Here is a 22,764-nt window from a genome sequence, read left to right as displayed (position 1 = left end):
ACCTAAATCAGGATGAAAAGAGGGGTAGCATGAAAAAGTGGATGGTCACAGGCATGGCGCTATTGCTGGCGGCAACCTTCATGGCGGGATGCAGCAAGGGAAACGGGGCGGAATCCGGTGAGAATGGGGGAGACGGCAAGACAAGGTTCTCCATGTCACTGCGAACGCTGGCGTATACGTATGTGGAGAAGTCACCGGACATCAACCAGGATAAATGGGTGAAAAAGCTGGAGGAACTGACCAATAGCGATCTGAAAATCGTGCTCGTGCCTCATAAGGAATATGAGCAGAAAATGGTCCAGATGTTTGCCACCAACGATATTCCTGATGTGGTGCAGGGTGATGGCGGCGTCAACGGCAAGGAGATGGCCGGTTCGGTCGAAGCCGGAGTATTCCAGCCGCTGGATGAGCTGTTGCAGCAGTATGGGCAAGATTTGCTCAAAGCGGTGCCGAAGGAAGCCTGGGACCAGGTCACCCATGACGGGCAGATCTATGCCATCCCCGAATATTTATCCAATCCATCCCGCCGGGCAACCTGGATTCGTAAGGATCTGCTGGATCAAACGGGATTGCCGGTGCCTACCACGGTGGAGGAAACATTGGAAGTGCTGCGCGCCTTTAAAAAGCTTGGCGTGGAGAATCCATATATGGGGCGTGAAGATTTCAAATATGCGGATACCTTCTTTGGTGCCTATGATGTGCAGCAGTTCCTGTCCATGATGGAGCAACAGGGCGACCAGATTGTACCCAAGTTCATGGATAACGAGAATATGCAGCAAGCCCTGACGGTATATAAGACGATGTACGAAGAAGGGCTGATTAACAAAGAGTTTGCGACCATCAATTCGACGGTATTCAAAAATACGATTCTCTCTGGTAAGGCGGGCATGTGGTCCATGAATGCCAACGAACTGATTCAATGGGAGAAGCAGATTAAAGCGTCGGTTCCCGATGCAAAAATCGAAATTATCCCTTCCCCTGTTGGCCCGGACGGTAAAGGTGGTTATTATCTGTACGGTCCGGTGACACGTGCCTACTTTATCAATAAGGATGCGGCTGATCCGGCTTCCATTATCCGTTTTTTTAACTGGATGGTGTCCGATGAAGCGGAGAAGTTTTTCACGTACGGCACGGAAGGAGAAACCTACACAGAGGATAATGGCGTGATTTCGTACACCGCTCCAACGGATTCCGCTGGCGTGGACGAAGAGCGTTACCGTCAGTCGTTCTTATGGTTTGTTCAGGACACAACGTACAATAAAGGCTCGTTATCGCTGACAGAAGAAGGCAGGAAACTGATGAATATTTACGATACGATTTTAGCCAAAGAAGGCCGGGATGGCATCAACTTTGATCCACGATTGGAGGCCTTTGTGCAGAATCCCGAGATTGCTCCCAATTCGGATACACCTCCTCAAGTATTGCTCACACACATGATCAAGATGGTTTATGGTAAGGAGCCGATCTCGGATTGGCCGAAAGTGGTTGAGGAATGGAAATCCAAGGGTGGCGATCAGGCCATCGAGGAAGCTACGGAGAAATTTAAGAAGGGTGAGGGAGTTTCAGCACCGCGTCGCTAATGATATAAGTCGAACTATACAATTTACACGATAACAGCGATCGGAAGGTTGTTCTGTCATCGGAGTGGCAAGTTAGCTGAATACGGAGGGATACTAATGAAAGACTTGTTCAAAACGTGGACGAAGCGGGCTGTGCTTGTTGCCATATCTTTCATACTCATTAGTGGTACTGCCATTCCTGTGCATGAAGTCCGGGCGATGGAAGACGATATTCCTCATTCTGTTATCAATGCTGCACAGGAAGTAAATATTCCGGAACCCGAGGGGCCCGAGCTGGAGATTTACGCGGAAAACTTTGATGATCCCGACAATTTTGGCTCTACGGGCGGAATTGCATTGAAGGCACCATGGCGTCAGGACGGTGCGGGCGGGAGCAAGGTCAAAACCTCTTCTTCAACAACCGCACCATCCCAACCCAACATGATCAAGATAGACGGAACTGATGCACTCGCGCTGCCACTTGATCTGACCGGATACGGAAACATCCGGCTAAGCTACTACACAAGAGCTTCCTCCTATATAAGCGGAAGCGTGATTATTGAATGGTCGAAGGATGGTGGAATTTCCTGGTCAACGCTGGAGACGTTCCAACTTCCCCCAGGCACTCCAGATGTGAAAAATAAGGAAGGCAATACCTTAAAAAGCTGGACGCTGGGTGCGGAGGCGAACAATAACAGTACAGTGAATATTCGATTTCGGACAGGAGATGTCATGCAGGCGAACATGTATATCGACAATGTTGCCATTTACGGTCAGGCCATTCCGGGTATAACGCCTGCCCCTTCCCCAGTGCCGCCTGGAGAAGAGAATACTGAGTTTACGCCACCGCAAGGAGTGACTTTATACGAGGATGTGGAGATTGGCATGGCTGGTGGGCGGGCGATGTATTCATCCATTGCCGTTCCCGAGACAGCGGCAGCTGAACCGATGCCAGTCATGATCTATATTCACGGAGGTGGGTGGAATCACGGGGACCGGAAGCAGGCATTGAACTCCATATGCAATTATGTACTCAAACGCGGTTACATCGGTGTATCTCTGGACTACCGGCTGACGCCTGAGGCGCCTTTCCCTGCCCAGATTCAGGATGTCAAACTTGCTATCCGATATTTGCGGGCCCATGCCGCCCAGTACAATCTGGACCCAAGTCGTATCGGCGTATGGGGATCATCTGCGGGCGGTCACCTGGCCGCATTACTCGGCACAACGGGGGACTTGGTCGCTGGTGATCCCGTCGTGCTTGATACAGGAGTCACGGTAGAGGTACCGGATCTCGAAGGTTCTGGCGGATGGCCTGAGTATTCGGACAAAGTGCAGGCGGTTGCCGACTGGTACGGACCCGCTGATTTTACGACGACATTTGCCAATAACTATAGCTCGGTCACGGCTCTGCTTGGCGGTCATCGCGCATTGGATGTACCGGAACAGGCCAGACTTGCGATGCCGGGCACCTATGCTTCACCGGATGATCCACCGTTCTGGATTCGCCACGGGGATGCTGACGCCACCATTCCATACACGGACAGTGTTACTTTTGCAGAGCAGCTTCAATCTGCGGGTGTGCCGATTGTGGATGTGAAGATTGTACCCGGCCAGGGCCATGGATTTACAGGTACAGCTTCCGAGAATGCCAATACGGAGGCATGGGCCTTCCTGGATGAACATGTGAAGAACCGGATCGTTACGGAGCCAATTATTTTCAAAAGCAATCCCGAAGACACTTCGTATGGAGATGAAGAAGAGGAAGAAGAACGACCGTTGATGGAGAAGGTCATCTCAAGCAAGCTGCCAAGCGACGATGCGGCGATTGATAGCAGCAAGCCTGATCTGAATTTCAATCAGGCTACAGGTTCCAGCACCGGATTACTAAGCATCTCTTCCACTTCGTCGACCAAGAAATATGTATATCTCAAATTTGATATGACCGGAAATGAGCCGGAAGGAGATCGTTATCAACTGCGGATTGCAGCGAAGAAAGGCACTTCGAATACCGATACGGAGTTGTCCCTTTATGGTTTGGATGCCACAGACTGGAGTGAATCATCACTAACCTGGTCGAATGCTCCCGTCCAAAGTCTGAGCGAAGCTCCGCTGCTGGGCACATTCCATGTCTCGGCAGATCGGAATGGAAGTCCGGCCGTCTATGAAGTTGATGTAACCGATTATGTGAAGAGTCGTCCAGATGCCGGGCAGGTTGCATTTTTGCTCGCGGATGCGGGATCAACAGGTGTTTCCGTTAACGTCTATACCAAGGAAGCCAACGGAACGAGCAATCCGCGTCCACAGTTATCTGTCATTGCTTTAATCGAAGAAGGCAGTGACGCGCAGTCACCCGAATGGGAGCAGGGAGCTGAACTGGAGATTCGCAACTGGGGAACGGATTTTGCGGAACTGAGATGGCCTGCTGCCAGTGACGATACGGCTGTATCTGCCTACCGAATTTATCGTGATGGAGTTCTGCTGAGCGAACAAGGTAAGCAGTCATTCCGGGACAGCGGACTTGAAGCGGAAACACCATATACATTTCAAGTGAGGGCGATTGACGAAGCGGGCAACGTCAGCAGTGCTTTATCAACCGAATTGACAACCCTTGGCGTTCCGGTATCGTCCCTGCCTGTGGCTTCCGTCACGGCAAGTGGGAGCGACGGCAACCTGGCGACCAATACCCTCGACAATAACAGCTATACACGCTGGTCTGTTGCAGGAGAGGGGCAATGGATCATATTTGATCTGGGGCAGGCACAGCCAGTAGGCTATGTTGGGATTGGTTTTTACAAAGGGGATATCCGAAAGACATTTTTTGAGATGGAATCGTCTGTTGACGGTGAGCAGTGGACCCAGATATTTAGCGGCGAAAGCAGTGGGGATACAACTGAAATGCAGGCGTTTGATATCCCGGACACGTCTGCACGGTATGTGCGAATCACCGGGCATGGCAATTCCGATGCAAGTATTTACACAAGTCTGAGCGATGTGCATCTGTATGCCCCTTTTGCAGGAGGAGGGACACCTGTGGCTCTGATTCCATACATCGTGCCACAGCCACCTGAAGGGACGATACCCTTTATCGCCCCAGGTCTGACGGAAACAGATGGCACACCACATGCTGTCCATGCTCCACATGCCGTGACCGGACGTACAATTGATGTACGGGATTATGGAGCAGATCCCGCCGACAATGTGAGTGATGACCGTCCTGCTATACAGGCTGCCATTGATGAGGCCAGCGTTGGTGATGAAGTGTTTTTGCCTAATGGAGTGTACAATTTGTTGTCCGGACCGGATGGCAGCACCAATCTGATGCTCAAATCCGGAGTGAATCTGAGAGGTGAGAGCCGTGAAGGAACTGTGCTCAAGACATCGCTGAATCAGGTGACGGGAAGTGCCGTTCTGAAAGCATCGGCTCAGCATAGCATCCTCGTATCCAACATGACCATAACTTCAGCCTGGTCCGGCAGCTACACGACGGATCATCAATCCAATAATCCCTCTGCAGGGGGGCCGGATAGCATGATCCACATCGCCAATTATGGCGAGGCACCATCGTATGACATTACGATTGACGGCGTGATTGTGGAGAAGTTCAAACGAATGGCGATCCGCATTGAGCACAGCCGCGATGTTGTTGTGGAGCATGCAACCTTTCGCAATGCAACAGATCTGGGCCCTGGAGGTTCAGGCTACGGAATTTCCATTCAGGGAACGGCCAAGACCGATCGGCTCGGATTTGACAATGATACGTTATGGAATGTGGTGGAGGACAGTACATTTGAAGGTCCTTATCTCAGACATGGAGCACTGATTCAGTTTGTGGCTCATAATAACGTGTTACGTGGCAATACGTTTAACGGAACAAAGTTGGACGCCATCGACCTTCATGGTGAACTGGAGTATTTGAATGAAATCTCCGGCAATGTCATTACGGACGTATTGACAGGCGCAGGGATTGGGCTCGGCAATACCGGGGGTTCGGCGCCCAGCAACCACAGCAAGTCTGGCAAAGGGAACTACATTCATGACAACACAATTACGAACAGTCGAATCGGTATTTCGGTAACCATGGGTACCCCCGATACCCTAATTGAGGATAATTTCATCGAGAATACCACTATGATTGCAGAGGCAGCAGGGATCAAAGTGTTGAACGGACCGGGCACGGTGATTCGCGGCAATGTCATTCGTAACAATACGGCGAGCGGTTACTGGGGTGTGAGGCTTGAGCGCGATAAAGGCGATGCCGGAGCAGGCAATGTCGGCGAAGGGGACCCTGAGAACGTATGGATTGAACATAACCGAATCGAAGGTAACGCGAATGGAATCGGTCTCTTTGCCGGAGTAAGCATTCTAATGAAGGCCAACATTCTAAACAATGTAGATGAGGACTACTACAAAGCAGCAGGTGTGACCGTTACGGAGCTATAAAGGATCAGAACAAGTAGCCTGATGGGCTACTTTTTGTTATGAATTATTAATTTAAGATTCACTAAAGGTTCGTCCCCTACCATGGTTACATAAGCCCCAGTTGCTTAACCGAGAAACCAAGAAGGAGGATTCATCACTTGAATATTTTGTTACGAAAAGTTGCAGTAACGGCATTGTCCGTGACCATGGTAACGACATCTTTTGGTTTGATTGTAAGTCCGAATGCGGCATATGCCGCAGAGAGTACAGCGACAATCTCAAGTGCAGGCGTGACGCAAGCTTATGAATCGTTGTTCCAGACGGATAACGTCATTGACGTAAATGTAACGATTGATGATGCAGACTGGAAGAGCATGCTCGAAAGCCCGCTAGATAAGGATTATAAGAAGGTAAGTGTCGAAGTGGACGGCAACAAGCTGGACAACGTTGGTTTCTCCACCAAAGGTAATCTGACGTTGAAAGTTGTATCCGCGATGAAAGATTCGGACCGGTACAGCTTTAGATTGAAATTCGACAAATACGACAAAACACAAACCCTGCTTGGTCTGGATAAAATGGTTCTGAACAACAACTATTCTGATCCATCGTTCATGCGTGAAGTTCTCCATTATGAAGCGCTGCGCAGCATTGGAATGGATGTACCGATGACGAACTATGTTAATCTGTATGTGAACGGCGAACTGGTTGGTTTCTACACCGGCGTTGAAGCAGTAGATGACAGTTACCTGGAACGCAACTACGGTGAAGCTTATGAGGATGGTGTTCTCTATGATACCGAGGAGAAGACTTATCTCCAATATGAAGAAAAAGGCGAATACAGCACGCTGACAAAGGATTTGGGTACGGACGAGAACAAAACCAAGCTCAAAAACTTCATCAAAACGCTGAATGACATGCCTGAAGGCAAAAAAGGTGACATTGAAAGTGTACTGGACGTGGATTCGGCGCTTCAATATATTGCAGGCAACATGGTTTTCGGCAACTATGACAGCTATAACGGTGACAAAGGACACAACTACATGCTCTACAGTGATGCCGACGGCAAGTTCACGGTTGTTCCTTGGGACTTCAACATGTCCTTCAACGGGTACTCGGGTCTAGGGGGACGTGGCACAACAACCGGTTCGACCACGACCAACATCAATGCAACGAACGTATCTGTAGATGAGCCTGTACTGGGTATTAGCATGGAGAATGTACCGATGATTAACAATCTGCTTGCTGTGCCGGAGTATAAGGAAAAATATTTGAGCTACGTCAATGAACTGACGGACTATATGGAAGGCATTCAGGATCGTATTACTGGCCTTGCCGATGAGATTCGTCCTTATGTAGAAGCAGATCCAACGAAATTCTATACGACAGAACAGTTTGAATCCAACATTGCTTATTCTGCAAATGCAGATGAAGCAGATGGTATGGGCTTTACACTACCAGAAGGATTTGAGGGAATGACACCACCTGAGGGCATGGAAGGCATGATGCCGCCTGAAGGTTTTGAAGGAATGACACCTCCGACTCAGCCGGGGGTCACAACTGGAAATGGTGCAACAGATCCAACAACGAATACAGGAAATGCCCAAACACCTCCTGGCGGCAACTTTGGCGGAGGCTGGAGCATGGGCTCCATGGCATCCGGCTCACTAACGACATTTGCCCTGAACCGTCTTGCCAATCTGCAAGAGCAACTCGGACGTGAAGTAACACCTTTGCCTGAGACTACGGAAGAGACCGGTTCGAATACTTCATCCGGAACAACCGACAAAACCATTACCGTAACACTCGATGGTAAATCGATCACATTCCCGGATCAGAACCCGCTGCAGCAAAGTGGCCGAGTGATGGTGCCTGTGAACGCAATCCTCGAAGCAATGGGTGCAGAAGTGACTTGGGACAAAACGGCCAAGACGGTAACAGCGGTTCTGAATGATCAGACCCTTGTGCTCAAGATCGGAAGCAGCACGGCAACCGTAAATGGAAAGACACTCGAAATTGATGCACCAGCGATCATTCAAAACAGTCGCACACTTGTGCCTGTACGCTTCATCTCAGAAGGACTGGGACTTACCGTGGACTGGGATCAAACCGCTGCACAAGTAAGCCTTACATCCAAATAAGAAATATCTCCTGCAGATCAACGTTGTTGTATGGAGAATAAGAAAAGGGATTCGATGGTCAGATTGAATCCCTTTTTGCTCTGCTTTGTCAGGTTAGACGGAGCGAATATCCAGCAAAATCCGGCCTCGTCCATGTCTGGCCTCACTTAGTCCATTTAAGATTTAATATCTGTTACAATAGGGAAAAGGAGGGACTACAATATGGCCCCTGATAAAACCAAACTTTTCCCGAATGAGAATATCCGTACGGTATGTTACATTCAAAACCTGCCGCCGCGTTCCAACGTGGACATCGGTGATTATACGTATTATAGCGACAACACGAATCCGCCAGAGCAATTCTATGACCGGATACAGCATCATTATGACTTTATTGGTGATCGCCTGGTCATCGGCAATTTCTGTGCAATTGCGGAAGGTGTGACATTCATTATGAATGGCGCGAATCATCGGATGGAGGGTATGACCACGTATCCGTTCAACATTTTTGGTGGAGGATGGGAGCGTGTGACACCTACACTGGAACAACTTCCATATAAGGGTGACACGGTACTGGGGAACGATGTATGGCTTGGACAAAATGTGACGATCATGCCTGGTATCACGATTGGAGACGGGGCAATCGTTGCCTCCAATTCAACCGTTGTTAAGGACATTGAACCCTATACGATTGTTGGTGGTAATCCAGCCAAGACTGTTAAAAAGCGTTTTGACGAAGAGACGATTGCACTGCTGCTGGAATTGAAGTGGTGGGATCAGGATGAGGAATGGCTGGATACGCATTTGGAACGTCTTGTCTCTACATATGATCTACAGATCTTGCGCGAACTTCTGAACAGCAAATAGGATGGTTGTGCATTGTGCATAAAAGACAAATAAGCTGGTTCCTGACGGAGCCGGCTTCCAAGCAAATCAGGCCCTGGACCGTTTTGAGCGGATCAGGGCCTCTTGTTGTCCAAGATGAAATGTTAATTTAACGGGTGGGTGGTCGTAGGCTGCAATCAGACTGTACTGATGGGGGCTTCAAATGAGTGTGATTTTCTGCATGATCCGAGTTTGTCTGTTTGCCTGAATAAAAGTTAATGATATCATCAACGGTAGTAAACACGACATTTAAATCCATATTATCATTGTGTGTTTGAATAAAAACCTCTTTTCAATAAGTTGTTGCGTTGTTTAATTTAAAGCTTCTTTCATGCTTAAGCCTGCTGTGAATACAGGAACTTTACCTGCAGGTAGTTGAATTTCTTTGCCTGTTTTCCGGCTTCTTCCCGTTCTTGCCTCACGCTTCTGCACTTCAAATTTCCCGAATCCGACCAGTTGAACCTCTTTGCCTTCTTTGAGAGCTTCGAGAATCGAGTCCAGTACAACGGTTACAGCTTTTTCAGCATTCTTCTTGGAGAAACCGCCAGCCTTAGCTACTTCTGTGATCAATTGTTCTTTATCCATGGGGAATACCTCGCTTTCATTCTTGGGATGTGAAATCTTTTCTTTACTGTTCAACATATGTGTAAATAAAAAGCTGCCTTATTAATAAGGCAGCTTTCATATAATTAAAGTTTAGTAACGTTCTCAGCTTGTGGTCCACGGTTACCTTGAGTTACTTCGAATTGAACGCGTTGACCTTCGTCCAAAGATTTGTAACCTTCACCTTGAATTGCACTGAAATGAACGAATACGTCTGTTCCTTCTTCAGTTTCGATAAAGCCGAATCCTTTATCCGCGTTGAACCATTTCACTGTACCTGTTTGCATGTGATTCCTCCAAAAAATAAGTTTTTAGCCGATCATTATGACGAGTATAATTTAAAATTGACACTCACCTGGTGCATTTAAACCACGAACTTGATGTCCGCTAATGTATCGATTAATATGATAATACCATGTCCGCTAATATAAGTCAAGATTTGGAGGTATTTTCTAATGAATCAGTCATCAGGGGTTTCGGTGCAGCGGGAACCGACAGTAGAGGAATTCATACATATGCTTGCTAAAGAGGGAGAATTACATCCCAAAACCGTGAAGGAATATGCAAGTGATCTGAAACACTTTATCGAATGGTACAAGGAAAGCACCATGCTCAGCGAAGAGTTCTCACTGCGAATTGAAGATGTGGATACATCCACTTTAGTCAGTTATCGTGAAGATGCTCACAAAGTTATGGTATTGAAACCAGCCACCATTAACCGGAGGTTGATTACGCTGAAGCGTTTTTTCAAATGGGCTGTCTTGGAATCCAGGCTCAGTCATGACCCTTCCAAACCATTAAAATTCATTCCGGAAGACAAAGTAAGTCCACGCCGAATGACATTTGAAGAAGAGCAGGCATTCCTCGCGGCAGTGGAGTACGGTAATTCCCTTCGTGATCAGACCATCCTGACCCTTATGTTTCACACAGGCTTGCGAACGATGGAGGTATGCAACCTCAAGCCTCATGATATCGAACTTGGTAGACGAAGCGGTCACTTGACAGTGAGAGCCGATAAACGCAACGTGCAACGTAAGATCCCTTTGAATATGCAGTGTGTTGTCATGTTGAATCAGTACTTATCTGATCTTGCTACCGATCATGCGTACCTTTTTCCTTCAGAGAAGACAAACGATCGTTTAACGGAGAGAGCATTGCGCCACCTGATTAAAAAAGTAATGATAACAGCAGGGCTGGAAGGACTGAGTTCACACGACCTGCGTCATCGTTTTGGCTACGCCATGGCTGAGCATACGCCACTGCACCGTTTGGCCGAGATAATGGGACACACCAACCCAGATACAACAATGATTTATGTTAAAGCATTACGTACGAATCATCGTAGAGAACAAGAATGAAGAATCTGAATTATAATCACAATCAAAACACCTCTTATTAGAAGTACTTCGAAATTTTCCGTGTTTGTATTACTTTAACCTACCTTTAGCATTCATATACGATCCTTCACATTTCACTTAGGCACTGCCCGACAGGGTTGCCTTACCTCTAATAAAGAAAGCGATTACATATCCCTGATAATATTGTATATTATGATGGCCACCTTGGAACAGATCAACATGAGCCTATGCATTTTGCTTCAATTCGGTGAGCAATAAGAAATCAAATGATTCACAATGCTACATATATATTTGTTGATAGGGCATAAGGCCGTCATCAAAAGGGAGGAATCCAAACGTGTACCGGGTACTGCTGGTGGATGATGAAGAAGATGTGCGTGAAGGACTTGTTGTAGAGGTCGATTGGGAAGCGCTCGATCTGCGGATAGTCGGTTTGGCTGAGAATGGGCGGGAAGCATTGGAGATGGCGGAGAGGGTAGAGCCGGACATTGTGGTGACGGATATCAGCATGCCATTCATGAATGGTCTGGAACTCGCACAAAGATTGAGGAAACGTAATCCACTCGTAAAGGTGGTCATTTTGACTGGTTATGATGAATTTGATTATGCGAGGCAAGCCATCTCGTTAAGTGTGGATGAATATCTGCTGAAGCCTTTCTCGGCAGGACATCTCATCGAACTGCTCACAAGACTGCGCGCCCAGATGGCGTCTGAAGTGGCTGAGCGTGAAGATATACAGCAGCTGCGTGAGCACTATCATACCAGTTTGCCTTTATTACAGGCAGATCTGATGGCGACCTTGCTCCATCGGCAGAAATCCTCGACATATATTCATAGTAAAGCCAAAGAATGCGGATTGGATCTGACAGGAGAACGCTATGGTGTGTCCGTATTGACACTGCACATGGAAGGAGATGCTGAACTGAAACGCTTTGCTGCACTTAACATTGCGGCAGAAGTCTGGGCGGAGCATGGGGCGGGTCATGCCTTTATGCATCAGGAGACGATTGTCCTGCTCTATGTGGATCGCTCGGGCGGTACAGATGGAGCGAAGCGGCAACAGAAGGCATTGGAAAATGTGATGCGCAGCATCAACCACTATTTACGTATCCCGGCTACGGTGGGATCTGGTCAGATTGTCGATACACTTGCGGATGTGAATCATGCCTATGAAGATGCCCTGCTGGCGTTGGATTATCGGCTTGTGCCCGGGACAGATTCAATCATATACATTGCGGACGTGGAGCGACAGACGGCGGGCAAGCTGCGGTTTGACGAATTGAAGCAGCAGACGCTGACACGTTGCCTGAAGGCGGGGACACAAGCAGAGCTGGAGGAAGCACTGGCGATCATTTTCCGGGAAATTACAGTGGAACACGGGCGAAGTGATATTCAGCTCTATTTAATTGAAGTATTAACAACAGTATGGAAGGCAGCACAGGCATCAGGAGAAGCGATGGAAGACATATTTGGTGCAGGGTTCCAGTTGTATGCGGATTTGTTCCGACTGCCGGGACTTACTGAGGCACAGAAGAAGGTACAGGAAGTCTGTCTACTCGTGCAACATCGCATTGCCAGCGGTCGCCAGCATGTATACAAAGATATTGTCGAGCAGGCGTTAGTCTTCACGAAAGAGCATTATGCCGACCCGGACCTATCTATTCAGAAGGTGTGCGGGCATTTGCATATCAGCTCCGGTTATTTTTGTGGCATTTTCAAAAAAGAAGTGCAACTTACCTTCCTGCAGTACCTGATGCAGATCCGAATGGAGGCAGCGCGTGAACTGCTTCGCTCGACAGAGCTGAAGTCGTTTGAGATTGCGGAGCAGGTTGGCTTTGCCGAACCCAATTACTTCAGTTTTTGTTTCAAAAAACATATTGGTGTCTCGCCGAAAGAATACCGTAAACAGGCTTCCCAGGCGGCAAGTGAAGGTTCAATCCGATGAAGTTTTCGTCCAGATGGGTGAAGTCCATGGAACCTCAATTACGCTCTCGTCTGCGTTCGTCCAGAGTCAGCAGTATCCGGTTTATTATTACATGGTCCTTTTCCGTCTTCATCGTCTTGGTGCTGACCATCATGGCGATGCTTCTGCATGACAAGTTCACGCAGGCTGCCGAGCGAAGTGCGGAACTGACGACGAGACAGATTGTGGATCAGGTCAGTTATAACCTGGAGGATTACGTCCGCAGTATGTCGCATCTGTACCGTGCCATTGAGGAACACATGCTGCGTGACGGGACATGGGAAGGGGAACTAGTGGACAAACAGCTTGACATACTGCTCAGCAGTCGTGAAGATATCATCTCGATTACTCTACTTGATTCCACGGGGAAATTGCTCAAAAACCGACCTACAGCCGAATTAAAACCGAGTGCCCATGTGACACAGCAAGGGTGGTTTCAGTCTGCGCTTCGTGTGCCGGATCACCTGAGTTTTTCGTTACCTCATATTCAGAACATGTACACAGGCCCATACAAATGGGTCGTTTCCATGAGCAAAGGCATAACGATACGGCAAAATGGTCAGGAACGGCAGGTTATCCTGCTGGTCGATATCAATTTCAAACAGATGGATGAACTGAGCCGCCGGGTCAGTCTGGGGCAACGGGGATATGTCTATATCATCGATGAGAGTGCGGGAAATATCGTGTACCATCCGCAGCAGCAATTGATGTATATGGGACTCAAAAGCGAGAATATCGAACAGGCTTTGGTGGCTTCCGGCAGTTACGAAGATGAAGCGGATGGGCAGAAAAGGCTGAATACCGTAAAGTCCGTTGCCAATATCGGGTGGAAAATCGTCGGTGTTGCCTATCTGGATGAGATTATGACAACGCGTCAGGAAGTGAACGGATATCTCATTCGTGTATTGGTCGTTGTACTGGTGCTGGTCATTCTTGTCTCGCTGTTCTTATCCTCCAGTCTCACTCGCCCAATCCGGCGAATGGAGCGCAAGATGAAGGCCGTGGAGCGCGGGGATTTCAACGTGGAGTTGCCTATTGAAGGGCCGCTGGAGGTGGAACGACTATCCCGTCGCTTCAACCTGATGGTCAATAAAATCCGAACCTTGATGGATGAGATTATCCATGAACAGGAGCAGAAGCGGCGTCTGGAGCTGGAAGCCTTGCAGGCCCAGATCAATCCTCATTTTTTGTACAATACGCTGAATTCAGTGGTGCGCATGGTAGGTATGAGCCGCAATGAGGAAGTGATCACGATGATCACGTCTCTCTCTCGCCTGTTCCGCATCAGTCTTAGTCAAGGTAAAACGATTATCACGATCAGGGAAGAGCTGGAGCATGCGCAGCATTATTTGACGATCCAGCAGATGAGGTTCAAGCGCAAATTCAACTTTACGATTAAGGCCGATGATACGCTTCTGGATTGCCTGACATTGAAGCTGGTGCTGCAACCCCTGATTGAGAACGCCATTGTTCATGGCATCGAGTACCACATGGACGAAGGAAGTATTGAGGTTGATGTTTATCGTGAGGACAACAAGCTGGTGTTTCGCATTACAGATAATGGGGTCGGCATGACGGAAGAACAAATGTCGGGATTATTGAGTGGTAGTCCGGTTGTTAAAAGCGGTGCAGGCTCCGGCGTAGCTGTACGCAACGTACATGACCGAATCCGGCTCTATTATGGGGAGGGCTTCGGACTTGAATTTGCAAGTGAGCTGGAAGAAGGCACCACGGTCTGGGTTCGGATTCCCATTCAATCGCAGCAGAAGGAGGGCGATCCTAATGACGGACAATAAGGAGAATAGGAGCGATATCCACAGCCACAGAGTTGTAGGGTCATACATTCGTACGTTTTGGAAAAAGGTTGCTGCGAGCTTTCCTGGAATCCGGAAACGTCGGTTAGTAACCCAGACAGCTGCAAGCTGCTGTCTGCTCATATGCAGCGCCTGTGGCTTATCGAGTCCCGATGCTACGGCAGTACCGCCACGTATCGCGCTGATTACGCCAGCTGGGACAGGGGAACTTGCGGAAGCTATCTGGCTTGGCGCCGAAGCGGCTGCCAAAGAGAACGGAGCCGAACTGATTACCGTGGAAGCATACCCTTCCGATGGTGATGTGTACACGCCTGCCATTCTGGACTCTGCTGGAAGTCAGATGCAGGTCAAACAGGCAAATATCAACAGCCAAACGTTGTCTCGTAGTGCGCGAGAGCAGGCTCAAGTGGGGGCCGCCGCATCGGCTCTGAAGCAGGGGGCATCAGCTCTATTGGTTGATCCCCTAAGTGAGAAGGCCCTTAGTGACATCATTCAGGAGGCACAGACAACAAATTCCGATGGGACCATTGTTCCTGTCATTGTGCTTAACGATGAATTTCCCGTGAAAGGCATCACCAGTTTCATCTCGATGGATAATGTTGAGGCGGGAAGACAGGCCGGCCAGGCTATGGCGGAGCTTCTGGAAGGGAAAGGGCATGTGGCTTTATTGGGCCCCGATCCTCTTAATACTGGTCTGATTCAGAGAGAGCAGGGAGTTATGGAAGCCTTGGTACAGTATCCTGATATTCAAGTGGAACCCAAATCGATATGTAATACACGGGATGGATGTTGGCAGAGTGCGAAGCAATTGCTGGACCAGCAGGAGGTGGATGGCTTCATTACTCTTCAGGAACCTGCTTCTCTGGGAGCAGCCGATGAACTGAATCGACGCAAATCTGCGGACAAGGTAAGGATTGTTGGATTCGGCAGTGAACAACAGCAACTGGAGCAATTGCAAGAAGGGGTCTTTGATCATCTCATCGTCCAGAATGGATACAGTGCAGGTTATCTGGGATTGAATCAAGCCGTTGCGCGGCTGAACAATCAACAGGTGCAAGCGAGAGTGTTACTTGAGACCAAGCTGGTTAGTACAGACAATATGTTCTGGATGGATAACCAGAAGCTGTTGTTTCCTTTTGTACAATGAACCAATGCTGGAACGAATGCCGGAACGAATAATGAATGAAGAATTAAGGTGTCTGTTAACTTGAGGAAGATTTCGATAGAACAGGTGAAGATATTGTATTCGAATTTAATGTAAACCCTTTCATAATAAAGACATCGGTGAAGCCGAATGAACTTGGGGGAGGTCATTAGGATATGAAGAAAACATGGATGACACTGTTGATTACGGCATGTATGGTTGTGGCGGCGGGGTGTAGCAGCGGCGGAGACAGCGCAGGTGGAAGTACGGGAACAGATACAGGAGGCCAGACAGCAGCCGGTACGGAAACGCCCAAGATTGGTGTTGCCATCTACAAATTTGACGATACATTCATGACGGGCGTGCGTAATGCGATGAACACAGCAGCCGAAGGCATTGCGACTCTGGATATCGTGGATAGCCAGAATGCACAGCCGACCCAGAATGAGAAAGTGGATCTGTTTGTGTCCAAGAAATACAATGCAATGGCCGTGAACCCGGTGGACCGGACGGCGGCAGGTGTCATCATTGATAAGGCCAAGGCAGCGAACATTCCAGTGGTATTCCTCAACCGTGAGCCAGTAGCTGAAGATATGAACAAATGGGATAAAGTGTACTACGTAGGAGCAAAAGCAGAGGAGTCCGGTACAATCTCTGGACAGCTGATTGTGGATTACTGGAAAGCACATCCGGGAGCGGACAAAAACGGTGATGGCAAACTGCAATACGTCATGCTGAAAGGGGAACCAGGTCACCAGGATGCAGAGCTTCGGACCAAATATTCGGTTCAGGCGATCCAGGATGCCGGTATCGAAGTGGAAGCGCTGGCGGAAGACACAGCGATGTGGGATCGGGTGAAAGGTCAGGAGAAAATGCAGGCGTTCCTGGCTTCCCATGGTGACAAGATTGAAGCCGTTCTCGCAAACAATGATGACATGGCCTTGGGAGCCATTGAGGCATTGAAAGCAGCTGGATACTTCAAAGATGGCAAATCCATGCCGGTGGTAGGTGTGGATGCAACAGCTCCAGCCATTCAGGCTCTACAGGATGGCACGATGCTGGGCACGGTGCTCAATGATGCCAAGAATCAGGGTGCAGCCACGGTGGCACTCGCTTCCGTACTTGCCAAAGGTGAGACACCAACGAAGGAAAATACCAAATACGATATTACAGATGGTAAATACGTCTGGATTGCATACAAAAAGATTACGAAAGACAACATTGCCGACGCCCAATAACAGCACGAGACAGGGACGTCCGTCATTCGGGTAGCGTCCCTTTTTTACCGGTCATATGGAAGGGAGGAACCAAGATGGAGTCACCTTACCTGCTGGAGATGAATGGAGTTTCCAAAGCGTTTCCGGGTGTGCAGGCACTAAGTCAAGTCACGTTGAAGGTGAAACCAGGAACGGTTCACGCCTTGATGGGAGAGAATGGAGCGGGCAAATCCACGCTGATGAAATGTCTGTTCGGCATGTATCGCCCGGATGAAGGAACGATACGCATCGAAGGAAATGATGTGGATATTCCGAATTCCAAAGCGGCACTTCAGCAAGGCATATCCATGATTCATCAGGAACTGAATCCGGTCCCGCATCGTCCGGTGATGGAGAATATATGGCTGGGGCGTTTTCCGATGAGGGGAATACTGGTGGACGAGAAACGGATGTATACCGATACACTGACTCTGTTCAAGGACTTGAACCTGGATATTGATCCGAAGGCTCAGGCAGGAACACTGTCTGTCTCCAAGATTCAATCCATGGAAATTGCCAAGGCGGTCTCTTTTCAATCCAAAGTCATCGTCATGGATGAGCCCACTTCTTCCCTGACAGGCAAGGAAGTGGAACAGCTCTTCGCTATTATTAATGAACTGCGCAGTCGCGGCGTATCCATTATCTATATTTCACACAAGATGGAGGAGATACTGACGATCTCGGATGAAGTGACAATCATGCGTGATGGCTTCGTTGTCGGGACTTGGGATGCTGCTGATTTAACGACAGATCTGATCATTACGCGTATGGTTGGCCGTGATCTGGACGAACGTTTCCCGGAACGGACAAACGTACCCGGTGAAGTGATATTAAAAGCCGAGGGTCTGACATCGAATCAGTCCAAATCGTTTTGTGATGTATCCTTTGAGCTGCGAAAAGGTGAAGTGCTCGGCATTGGCGGCTTGGTTGGAGCACAACGGACAGAACTGATGGAGTCCTTGTTCGGACTGCGCGGACTCGCTTCAGGTACGATTTCGATTCATGGGCGCAAGGTGAAGATTAATTCCCCCGCAGCAGCGAAGCGTCATAACATTGCGTTGCTCACGGAAGAACGAAGAGTCACAGGAATCTTCCCGGTGTTGTCGGTGTATGAGAACACGATCATTGCCAGTCTGGGGCGCTACCGAAATCGCGTGGGCTTGCTGGACGAGAAAAAGGGCCGCGAAGAGGCACGTGAGCAGACGCAGAAGTTCAGAACCAAAACACCTTCAGTTAACACGCTGATTCGAAACCTGTCTGGCGGCAATCAACAGAAAGTTCTGTTAGCGCGCTGGTTGCTGACCGACCCGGAGATTCTGCTACTGGATGAACCGACACGTGGAATCGATGTAGGGGCCAAGTTTGAGATTTACACCATTATTACGGAACTGGCTCGTCAGGGCAAAAGCATTATCATGATTAGCTCAGAGATGCCTGAGCTTTTGGGTATGTCGGATCGCATTATGGTGATGAGCGAAGGGCGTCTCACCGGAATCCTAGACGGAGCCGAGGCAACAGAGCAGGATATTATGAGGCTGGCCGCGCAGCAACGGATGGCTTAGTCAGGAGGGAAACAGATGAACACACAGATGATCAATCAAGTGAAACAATATGTAACACAGCGCGCCATCTTTATCGTACTGATCCTGCTCATTATTGGTATTGCGATTGCCGATCCGAATTTTCTGGCCTTCTCCACACTGCGGGACATCTTACAGCAGTCCTCCACACGGGCCATTATTGCGCTCGGTGCAGCCTTTATCCTTGTCACGGGCGGGGTCGATCTATCCGCTGGACGGGTGGTTGGTCTGACAGCGGTTGTATCGGCATCGATGTTGCAAATTGATGAATATGCCAATCGCTTCTTCCCCGATCTGCCCCACTTATGGGTGGGTCTGCCGATCCTTGTCGGGATTACCGCAGGTCTGTTTGTGGGATTGGTCAATGGACTCATTGTCGCCAAATTACATGTGCCTCCTTTTATCGCAACGTTGGGTACGATGGTTGCCGTGTACGGACTGAACTCCATTTATTTTGATACGGAACCCAATCAGTCACAGCCGATCGGAGGATTGCGACCGGACTTCACTGTCATTGGCTCTGGATACATTGATCTGGGCGGGGGTTATTCCATCCCGTATATTGTCCTCATTGCTATTGCGGTGGCATTAATCTGTTGGGTGATCTTTAACAAAACACGTCTCGGTAAAAACATGTACGCGATCGGTGGCAACATTCAGGCAGCGCATGTATCCGGGATTCATGTGGCTCGCAACCTGGTGGCGCTGTATGCCATTGCGGGTGCACTGTATGGCCTGGGTGGTGTGCTTGAGGCAGCACGCACAGGTGGAGCAACAAACAATTATGGTAACATGTATGAGCTGGATGCGATTGCCGCATGTGTGGTAGGTGGCGTATCAACGGCAGGAGGTATTGGAACGGTACCTGGGGTGATGGCGGGTGTGCTGATCTTCGGGGTCATTAACTATGGTCTAACGTTTATCGGTGTAAGTCCATACTGGCAGTTGATTATCAAAGGATTGATCATTGTTGCTGCGGTGGCTTTTGACATCCGTAAGTATATGGCGAAAAAATAAGATTAACGTGAAAAGGTTACACCGTTGTACTCCGAGTGCAGTACCATCTTCCGATCGCCCTTATCCCCTGATTTTCTTGATTCCCTATATTAATAGGGGGAAATCCGGTGATAAGCGTATGCTTCCGATGCAGCTTTCTCTTAGAAAGCTTTAGGCGAACGCTATCGCTTCTTCAGATTGGTTCTGCACTCTACGTTATGGTGTAAAAATTCCATTCATCTTATATGGTAAAGCAGCAAAGAAGCCAGCCCTCGGGATATAGAGAGCTGGCTTTAATTGTTTAACCATTGACCATCCAATCGATAACGGGGATAAATGGCCCCATCATGCACAAGAGCAACATAAATCCGGCGACGTTATAAGATACACTGGTACCGAAATGCGCACGATATTTTTTGGCAATCAAGAAGGCTGGAATCCAGAAGAGGGCTGCTACTACAAAAGGAATGTGTAGTCCTTGAGTTCCGTTGCTATAAATAGGCATGTTTATTAAGTTGAAAAGGTAATGACTGATCATGAAATTTGCTTGGCCCCATGGAAAGTTAAAAGCAAGGCCCATCGTCAGTACGAGCAGAGATAGCGTTCCGAAGCCCAGTGGTTTTCGTTGTGTTGTCATGTGACATCCTCCATATACCCAGAATTTATCCTAAATTAATCCATTAATGTATTGTAACATAATAATGACCATCGTAGAGGAATTGTTTCACTTTTGTGGATTACAATTACATCATATGTCCTATTGCCTTTAAAATTTATACATTCGTGCGAATTTGACGAGCCTCCACTAATCGACAACATCAGCTAATCATAATCGATATAATACATGTACATAAGTTGTTAGATGTGAGTTTTATGTCAAAGGGGGCGAGGCTGTTTGCTTAGTTACACGATGAAAATGGTGATATTCCCGCTAGGTTGTCTGCTTGTCATTCTGTCCTCTTATGTTCTCAGGCTTACCCCTCATATGGCAATAATGTCACTTTCAGCGACATTATTGGTAGCAAGTATTTATGGGGAGAGACGATATCCTGTGCTGCGAAAGTTTCAGTGGATTTTTCTCGGGATATTCCACTATTTCAGTGAACTGAACTGGTGCAACATGCTGTATTATATGCTCATTATTTCAATGATCCAGGACAAACCAAGGTTGGCGCAGACCTTGCCGATTTCGTTGCTGCTTATGCTGCAATATACGGTGATTCGGCTTTCGTATGTGCCTGTAGATACATATGCTTTGCTCGTTTCGCTATTTGACCTGTTAACCTCGGTTGTTATCATTTTTTTGTATCATACCTTAATCAACAGTGAGGTCGAGAAGCGCAGGCTTAGGGAAAAGAATCGCTTCCTGACCCTGCATGATCCGCTTACCGGACTGTTGAATTACGAAGGTTACATGGAGGTGCTGCATAAGACAGTAGAAGAGCATCGATCTTTTTTGCTTGTCCTTTTGAATGTCAATAACTTTAGCGGCTTTAAAAAAGATTCAGAAGATCCTTGGTGTACGGTAATCACAGGTACAGGCCAGATGATTAGCAATCATTTCACCGAGGCGTATGGCATATCCCGGTATGCGGGAGACCGATTTGCAGTCGTTTTGCCGGAGATACAGGATGTCGAAGAACGAATGTCGTCACTGCTATCCGTTCAGCTTCAAGGACTCCAGGTAAGCTACAGCATCTCTCTGTACCCGGAAATGTCGAATTCATTGCAGCACTTTATGACGGTAGCCGAGGATAGGCTGCTTCAACAACAGCGCAGCAAATGGCTGAAAAATGAAGAAGAAGTATTTCGTTCCGAAAGACTAAGGGCCGTAGGTGAACTGGCCGCGGGTATGGCTCACGAAATTCGGAACCCGCTTACCGCAATTCGGGGATTCCTGCAGCTGTCACGTGGACAAGCGTTTAATATCGCGCCATGGTATGAAGTGATTATGGGTGAGGTGACGAGAGTAACCGATCTGACGGCTGAATTTTTGCAGTTTTCCAAACCACATGTCAATCACATGAAGCCGGAACAAATGGGCCACTGTCTTGAGCGGGTGATGTCTTTGACCGAGTCAGACGCGGCATCCCGAGGGCATCGAATTACGCTTGAAATGACTAATGAGCCAGTCGTGATCAACATGGATCGGGATAAGATTGTGCAGGTATTGATCAATCTGATTCGTAACGCTTTTGAAGCAATGACAGACCCTGGTGAGGTTCATATGGATTTGTTGCAGGATGGAGACGCAGTACTCATTTCAATTACAGATACAGGAAGCGGCATTCCGGAAAATTCGCTATCCACCATCTTTAATCCATTTTATACAACCAAAGAAGAAGGTACGGGACTGGGACTTGCACTTTGCCAGAAAATCGTTCAGGATCATAATGGTAAGATCACCGTCCATAGCGAAATGGGGGTTGGTTCCACCTTCACGCTTCATCTGCCTGTGGAGACGTAAATCGTATAACTGACCCAGAGATAGCAATAACATAGTCATTAAACAAAAACAAAAAAACGCCGCATGGGTCCTGAAGAACCCCGTGCGGCGTTTAGTATTTCGATTAACTAATGTGTGGAGCCCACATAGGTTCAGATCATTTTAGCTATATAAGAGTGTGTCTTCAAATTCAAGTAAGCGATGTGATGATGGAGGTCAGCGTATAAAAGTCTGAAGTTCAAGCCGGCTGATCCTGGCGAATGGGTAGTCGATTTTCCAAGGAACATTGGACGTCTTATTTGGCCTTCAGGTCCTTACTTTAATTTGTAAGAAACTTCAGACACGTTATTTCCAAAATCTCATGAAAAAAATGCTGAAAACGGCTGTTTGTTTGAATATAACGTTTCTCAGGTTCTTTAGATTTCTGAGGGAGCTTCAAAAGCTTGAATAAGACGCCTCAGCTTCGTTAGCTTACGCTCTTGCTCTGCTCAACCGCGAGCTGGACGATGTCCTCCAATCCCGCCCGGCACGGAGTGGAGCTTTTCATTTGGAATGGAGAAAATCCGCTTTTGTGGCGTATTGATCACTTGTTCGCACACGAAGGAAATGTTCTCCCACATT

Annotated in this window: 15 protein-coding genes; 12 read left to right on the top strand and 3 right to left on the bottom strand. The window is 48.1% G+C overall.

Features of this window, described 5'->3' with window-relative positions; genetic code table 11:
* Positions 1 to 29 precede the first annotated feature (29 nt).
* The 4 genes from D829_RS0118125 (at position 30) to D829_RS0118110 (ending at position 8,965) form a co-directional block, all read left to right on the top strand.
* Positions 30 to 1,580 (top strand): extracellular solute-binding protein, encoded by a 1,551-nt coding sequence (locus D829_RS0118125; RefSeq protein ID WP_017690338.1) that lies wholly within the window; start codon positions 30 to 32, stop codon positions 1,578 to 1,580.
* Between the two features lie 96 nt (positions 1,581 to 1,676).
* Positions 1,677 to 6,002, top strand: a complete 4,326-nt coding sequence (locus D829_RS32515) for an alpha/beta hydrolase fold domain-containing protein (RefSeq protein ID WP_017690337.1) — start codon at positions 1,677 to 1,679, stop codon at positions 6,000 to 6,002.
* A 137-nt stretch (positions 6,003 to 6,139) separates the two neighbouring features.
* Positions 6,140 to 8,119 carry a CotH kinase family protein gene (locus D829_RS0118115; RefSeq protein ID WP_017690336.1) on the top strand — a complete coding sequence of 660 codons (1,980 nt, stop codon included), beginning with the start codon at positions 6,140 to 6,142 and terminating at the stop codon, positions 8,117 to 8,119.
* A 201-nt stretch (positions 8,120 to 8,320) separates the two neighbouring features.
* On the top strand, positions 8,321 to 8,965 hold the full coding sequence (locus tag D829_RS0118110; RefSeq protein ID WP_017690335.1) for a Vat family streptogramin A O-acetyltransferase: 645 nt from the start codon (positions 8,321 to 8,323) through the stop codon (positions 8,963 to 8,965).
* A gap of 330 nt (positions 8,966 to 9,295) precedes the next feature.
* Here D829_RS0118110 and D829_RS0118105 read toward each other — a convergent pair whose 3' ends face one another.
* Complete coding sequence (locus tag D829_RS0118105) at positions 9,296 to 9,568, bottom strand: HU family DNA-binding protein (protein WP_036606368.1); 273 nt, start codon at positions 9,566 to 9,568, stop codon at positions 9,296 to 9,298.
* 104 nt (positions 9,569 to 9,672) lie between these two features.
* The gene (locus tag D829_RS0118100) at positions 9,673 to 9,873 is read right to left on the bottom strand and encodes a cold-shock protein (protein ID WP_017690333.1); all 201 of its coding nucleotides are present in this window, start codon (positions 9,871 to 9,873) and stop codon (positions 9,673 to 9,675) included.
* A 168-nt stretch (positions 9,874 to 10,041) separates the two neighbouring features.
* On the opposite strand from D829_RS0118100, the gene D829_RS0118095 reads away from it, so the two are divergent.
* From D829_RS0118095 to mglC, 7 genes are all read left to right on the top strand, one after another.
* The gene (locus tag D829_RS0118095) at positions 10,042 to 10,944 is read left to right on the top strand and encodes a tyrosine-type recombinase/integrase (protein ID WP_017690332.1); all 903 of its coding nucleotides are present in this window, start codon (positions 10,042 to 10,044) and stop codon (positions 10,942 to 10,944) included.
* A gap of 337 nt (positions 10,945 to 11,281) precedes the next feature.
* On the top strand, positions 11,282 to 12,889 hold the full coding sequence (locus tag D829_RS0118090) for a response regulator (protein WP_017690331.1): 1,608 nt from the start codon (positions 11,282 to 11,284) through the stop codon (positions 12,887 to 12,889).
* 26 nt (positions 12,890 to 12,915) lie between these two features.
* A complete protein-coding gene (locus D829_RS0118085) occupies positions 12,916 to 14,703 on the top strand; it encodes a sensor histidine kinase (protein WP_051154011.1) in 1,788 nt (595 codons plus the stop codon).
* Entirely contained in the window at positions 14,690 to 15,868 is a 1,179-nt protein-coding gene (locus tag D829_RS31420; protein ID WP_017690329.1) for a substrate-binding domain-containing protein, read from the top strand. The genes D829_RS0118085 and D829_RS31420 overlap by 14 nt, the downstream gene beginning before the upstream one ends.
* Before the next feature lie 173 nt (positions 15,869 to 16,041).
* Positions 16,042 to 17,103: a galactose ABC transporter substrate-binding protein gene (locus tag D829_RS0118075; protein ID WP_017690328.1), complete on the top strand. Its 1,062-nt coding sequence runs from the start codon at positions 16,042 to 16,044 to the stop codon at positions 17,101 to 17,103.
* Between the two features lie 74 nt (positions 17,104 to 17,177).
* Entirely contained in the window at positions 17,178 to 18,683 is a 1,506-nt protein-coding gene (locus tag D829_RS0118070) for a sugar ABC transporter ATP-binding protein (protein WP_017690327.1), read from the top strand.
* A gap of 15 nt (positions 18,684 to 18,698) precedes the next feature.
* Positions 18,699 to 19,718 carry a galactose/methyl galactoside ABC transporter permease MglC gene (gene mglC / locus D829_RS0118065; protein WP_017690326.1) on the top strand — a complete coding sequence of 340 codons (1,020 nt, stop codon included), beginning with the start codon at positions 18,699 to 18,701 and terminating at the stop codon, positions 19,716 to 19,718.
* Positions 19,719 to 19,998: 280 nt separating this feature from the next.
* Here mglC and D829_RS0118060 read toward each other — a convergent pair whose 3' ends face one another.
* Positions 19,999 to 20,334: a hypothetical protein gene (locus D829_RS0118060; RefSeq protein ID WP_017690325.1), complete on the bottom strand. Its 336-nt coding sequence runs from the start codon at positions 20,332 to 20,334 to the stop codon at positions 19,999 to 20,001.
* A 414-nt stretch (positions 20,335 to 20,748) separates the two neighbouring features.
* On the opposite strand from D829_RS0118060, the gene D829_RS0118055 reads away from it, so the two are divergent.
* The gene (locus tag D829_RS0118055) at positions 20,749 to 22,164 is read left to right on the top strand and encodes an ATP-binding protein (protein ID WP_017690324.1); all 1,416 of its coding nucleotides are present in this window, start codon (positions 20,749 to 20,751) and stop codon (positions 22,162 to 22,164) included.
* Positions 22,165 to 22,764: the final 600 nt, after the last annotated feature.

The organism is Paenibacillus sp. PAMC 26794 (assembly GCF_000316035.1).
Lineage (GTDB): Bacteria > Bacillota > Bacilli > Paenibacillales > Paenibacillaceae > Paenibacillus.
The sequence above is the reverse complement of the archived record's forward strand: the minus strand, read 5'-3'. Positions and strand labels throughout refer to the sequence as shown.

Excerpts from the sequence above, each read along its gene's own strand:
- D829_RS31420 (WP_017690329.1), top strand. The coding sequence starts at position 14,690 with ATGACGGACAATAAGGAGAATAGGAGCGATATCCACAGCCACAGAGTT.
- D829_RS0118085 (WP_051154011.1), top strand. The coding sequence starts at position 12,916 with ATGGAACCTCAATTACGCTCTCGTCTGCGTTCGTCCAGAGTCAGCAGT.
- D829_RS0118060 (WP_017690325.1), bottom strand. The coding sequence starts at position 20,334 with ATGACAACACAACGAAAACCACTGGGCTTCGGAACGCTATCTCTGCTC.
- D829_RS0118095 (WP_017690332.1), top strand. The coding sequence starts at position 10,042 with ATGAATCAGTCATCAGGGGTTTCGGTGCAGCGGGAACCGACAGTAGAG.
- D829_RS0118110 (WP_017690335.1), top strand. The coding sequence starts at position 8,321 with ATGGCCCCTGATAAAACCAAACTTTTCCCGAATGAGAATATCCGTACG.
- D829_RS0118075 (WP_017690328.1), top strand. The coding sequence starts at position 16,042 with ATGAAGAAAACATGGATGACACTGTTGATTACGGCATGTATGGTTGTG.
- D829_RS0118125 (WP_017690338.1), top strand. The coding sequence starts at position 30 with ATGAAAAAGTGGATGGTCACAGGCATGGCGCTATTGCTGGCGGCAACC.
- mglC (WP_017690326.1), top strand. The coding sequence starts at position 18,699 with ATGAACACACAGATGATCAATCAAGTGAAACAATATGTAACACAGCGC.
- D829_RS0118070 (WP_017690327.1), top strand. The coding sequence starts at position 17,178 with ATGGAGTCACCTTACCTGCTGGAGATGAATGGAGTTTCCAAAGCGTTT.
- D829_RS0118100 (WP_017690333.1), bottom strand. The coding sequence starts at position 9,873 with ATGCAAACAGGTACAGTGAAATGGTTCAACGCGGATAAAGGATTCGGC.
- D829_RS0118105 (WP_036606368.1), bottom strand. The coding sequence starts at position 9,568 with ATGGATAAAGAACAATTGATCACAGAAGTAGCTAAGGCTGGCGGTTTC.
- D829_RS32515 (WP_017690337.1), top strand. The coding sequence starts at position 1,677 with ATGAAAGACTTGTTCAAAACGTGGACGAAGCGGGCTGTGCTTGTTGCC.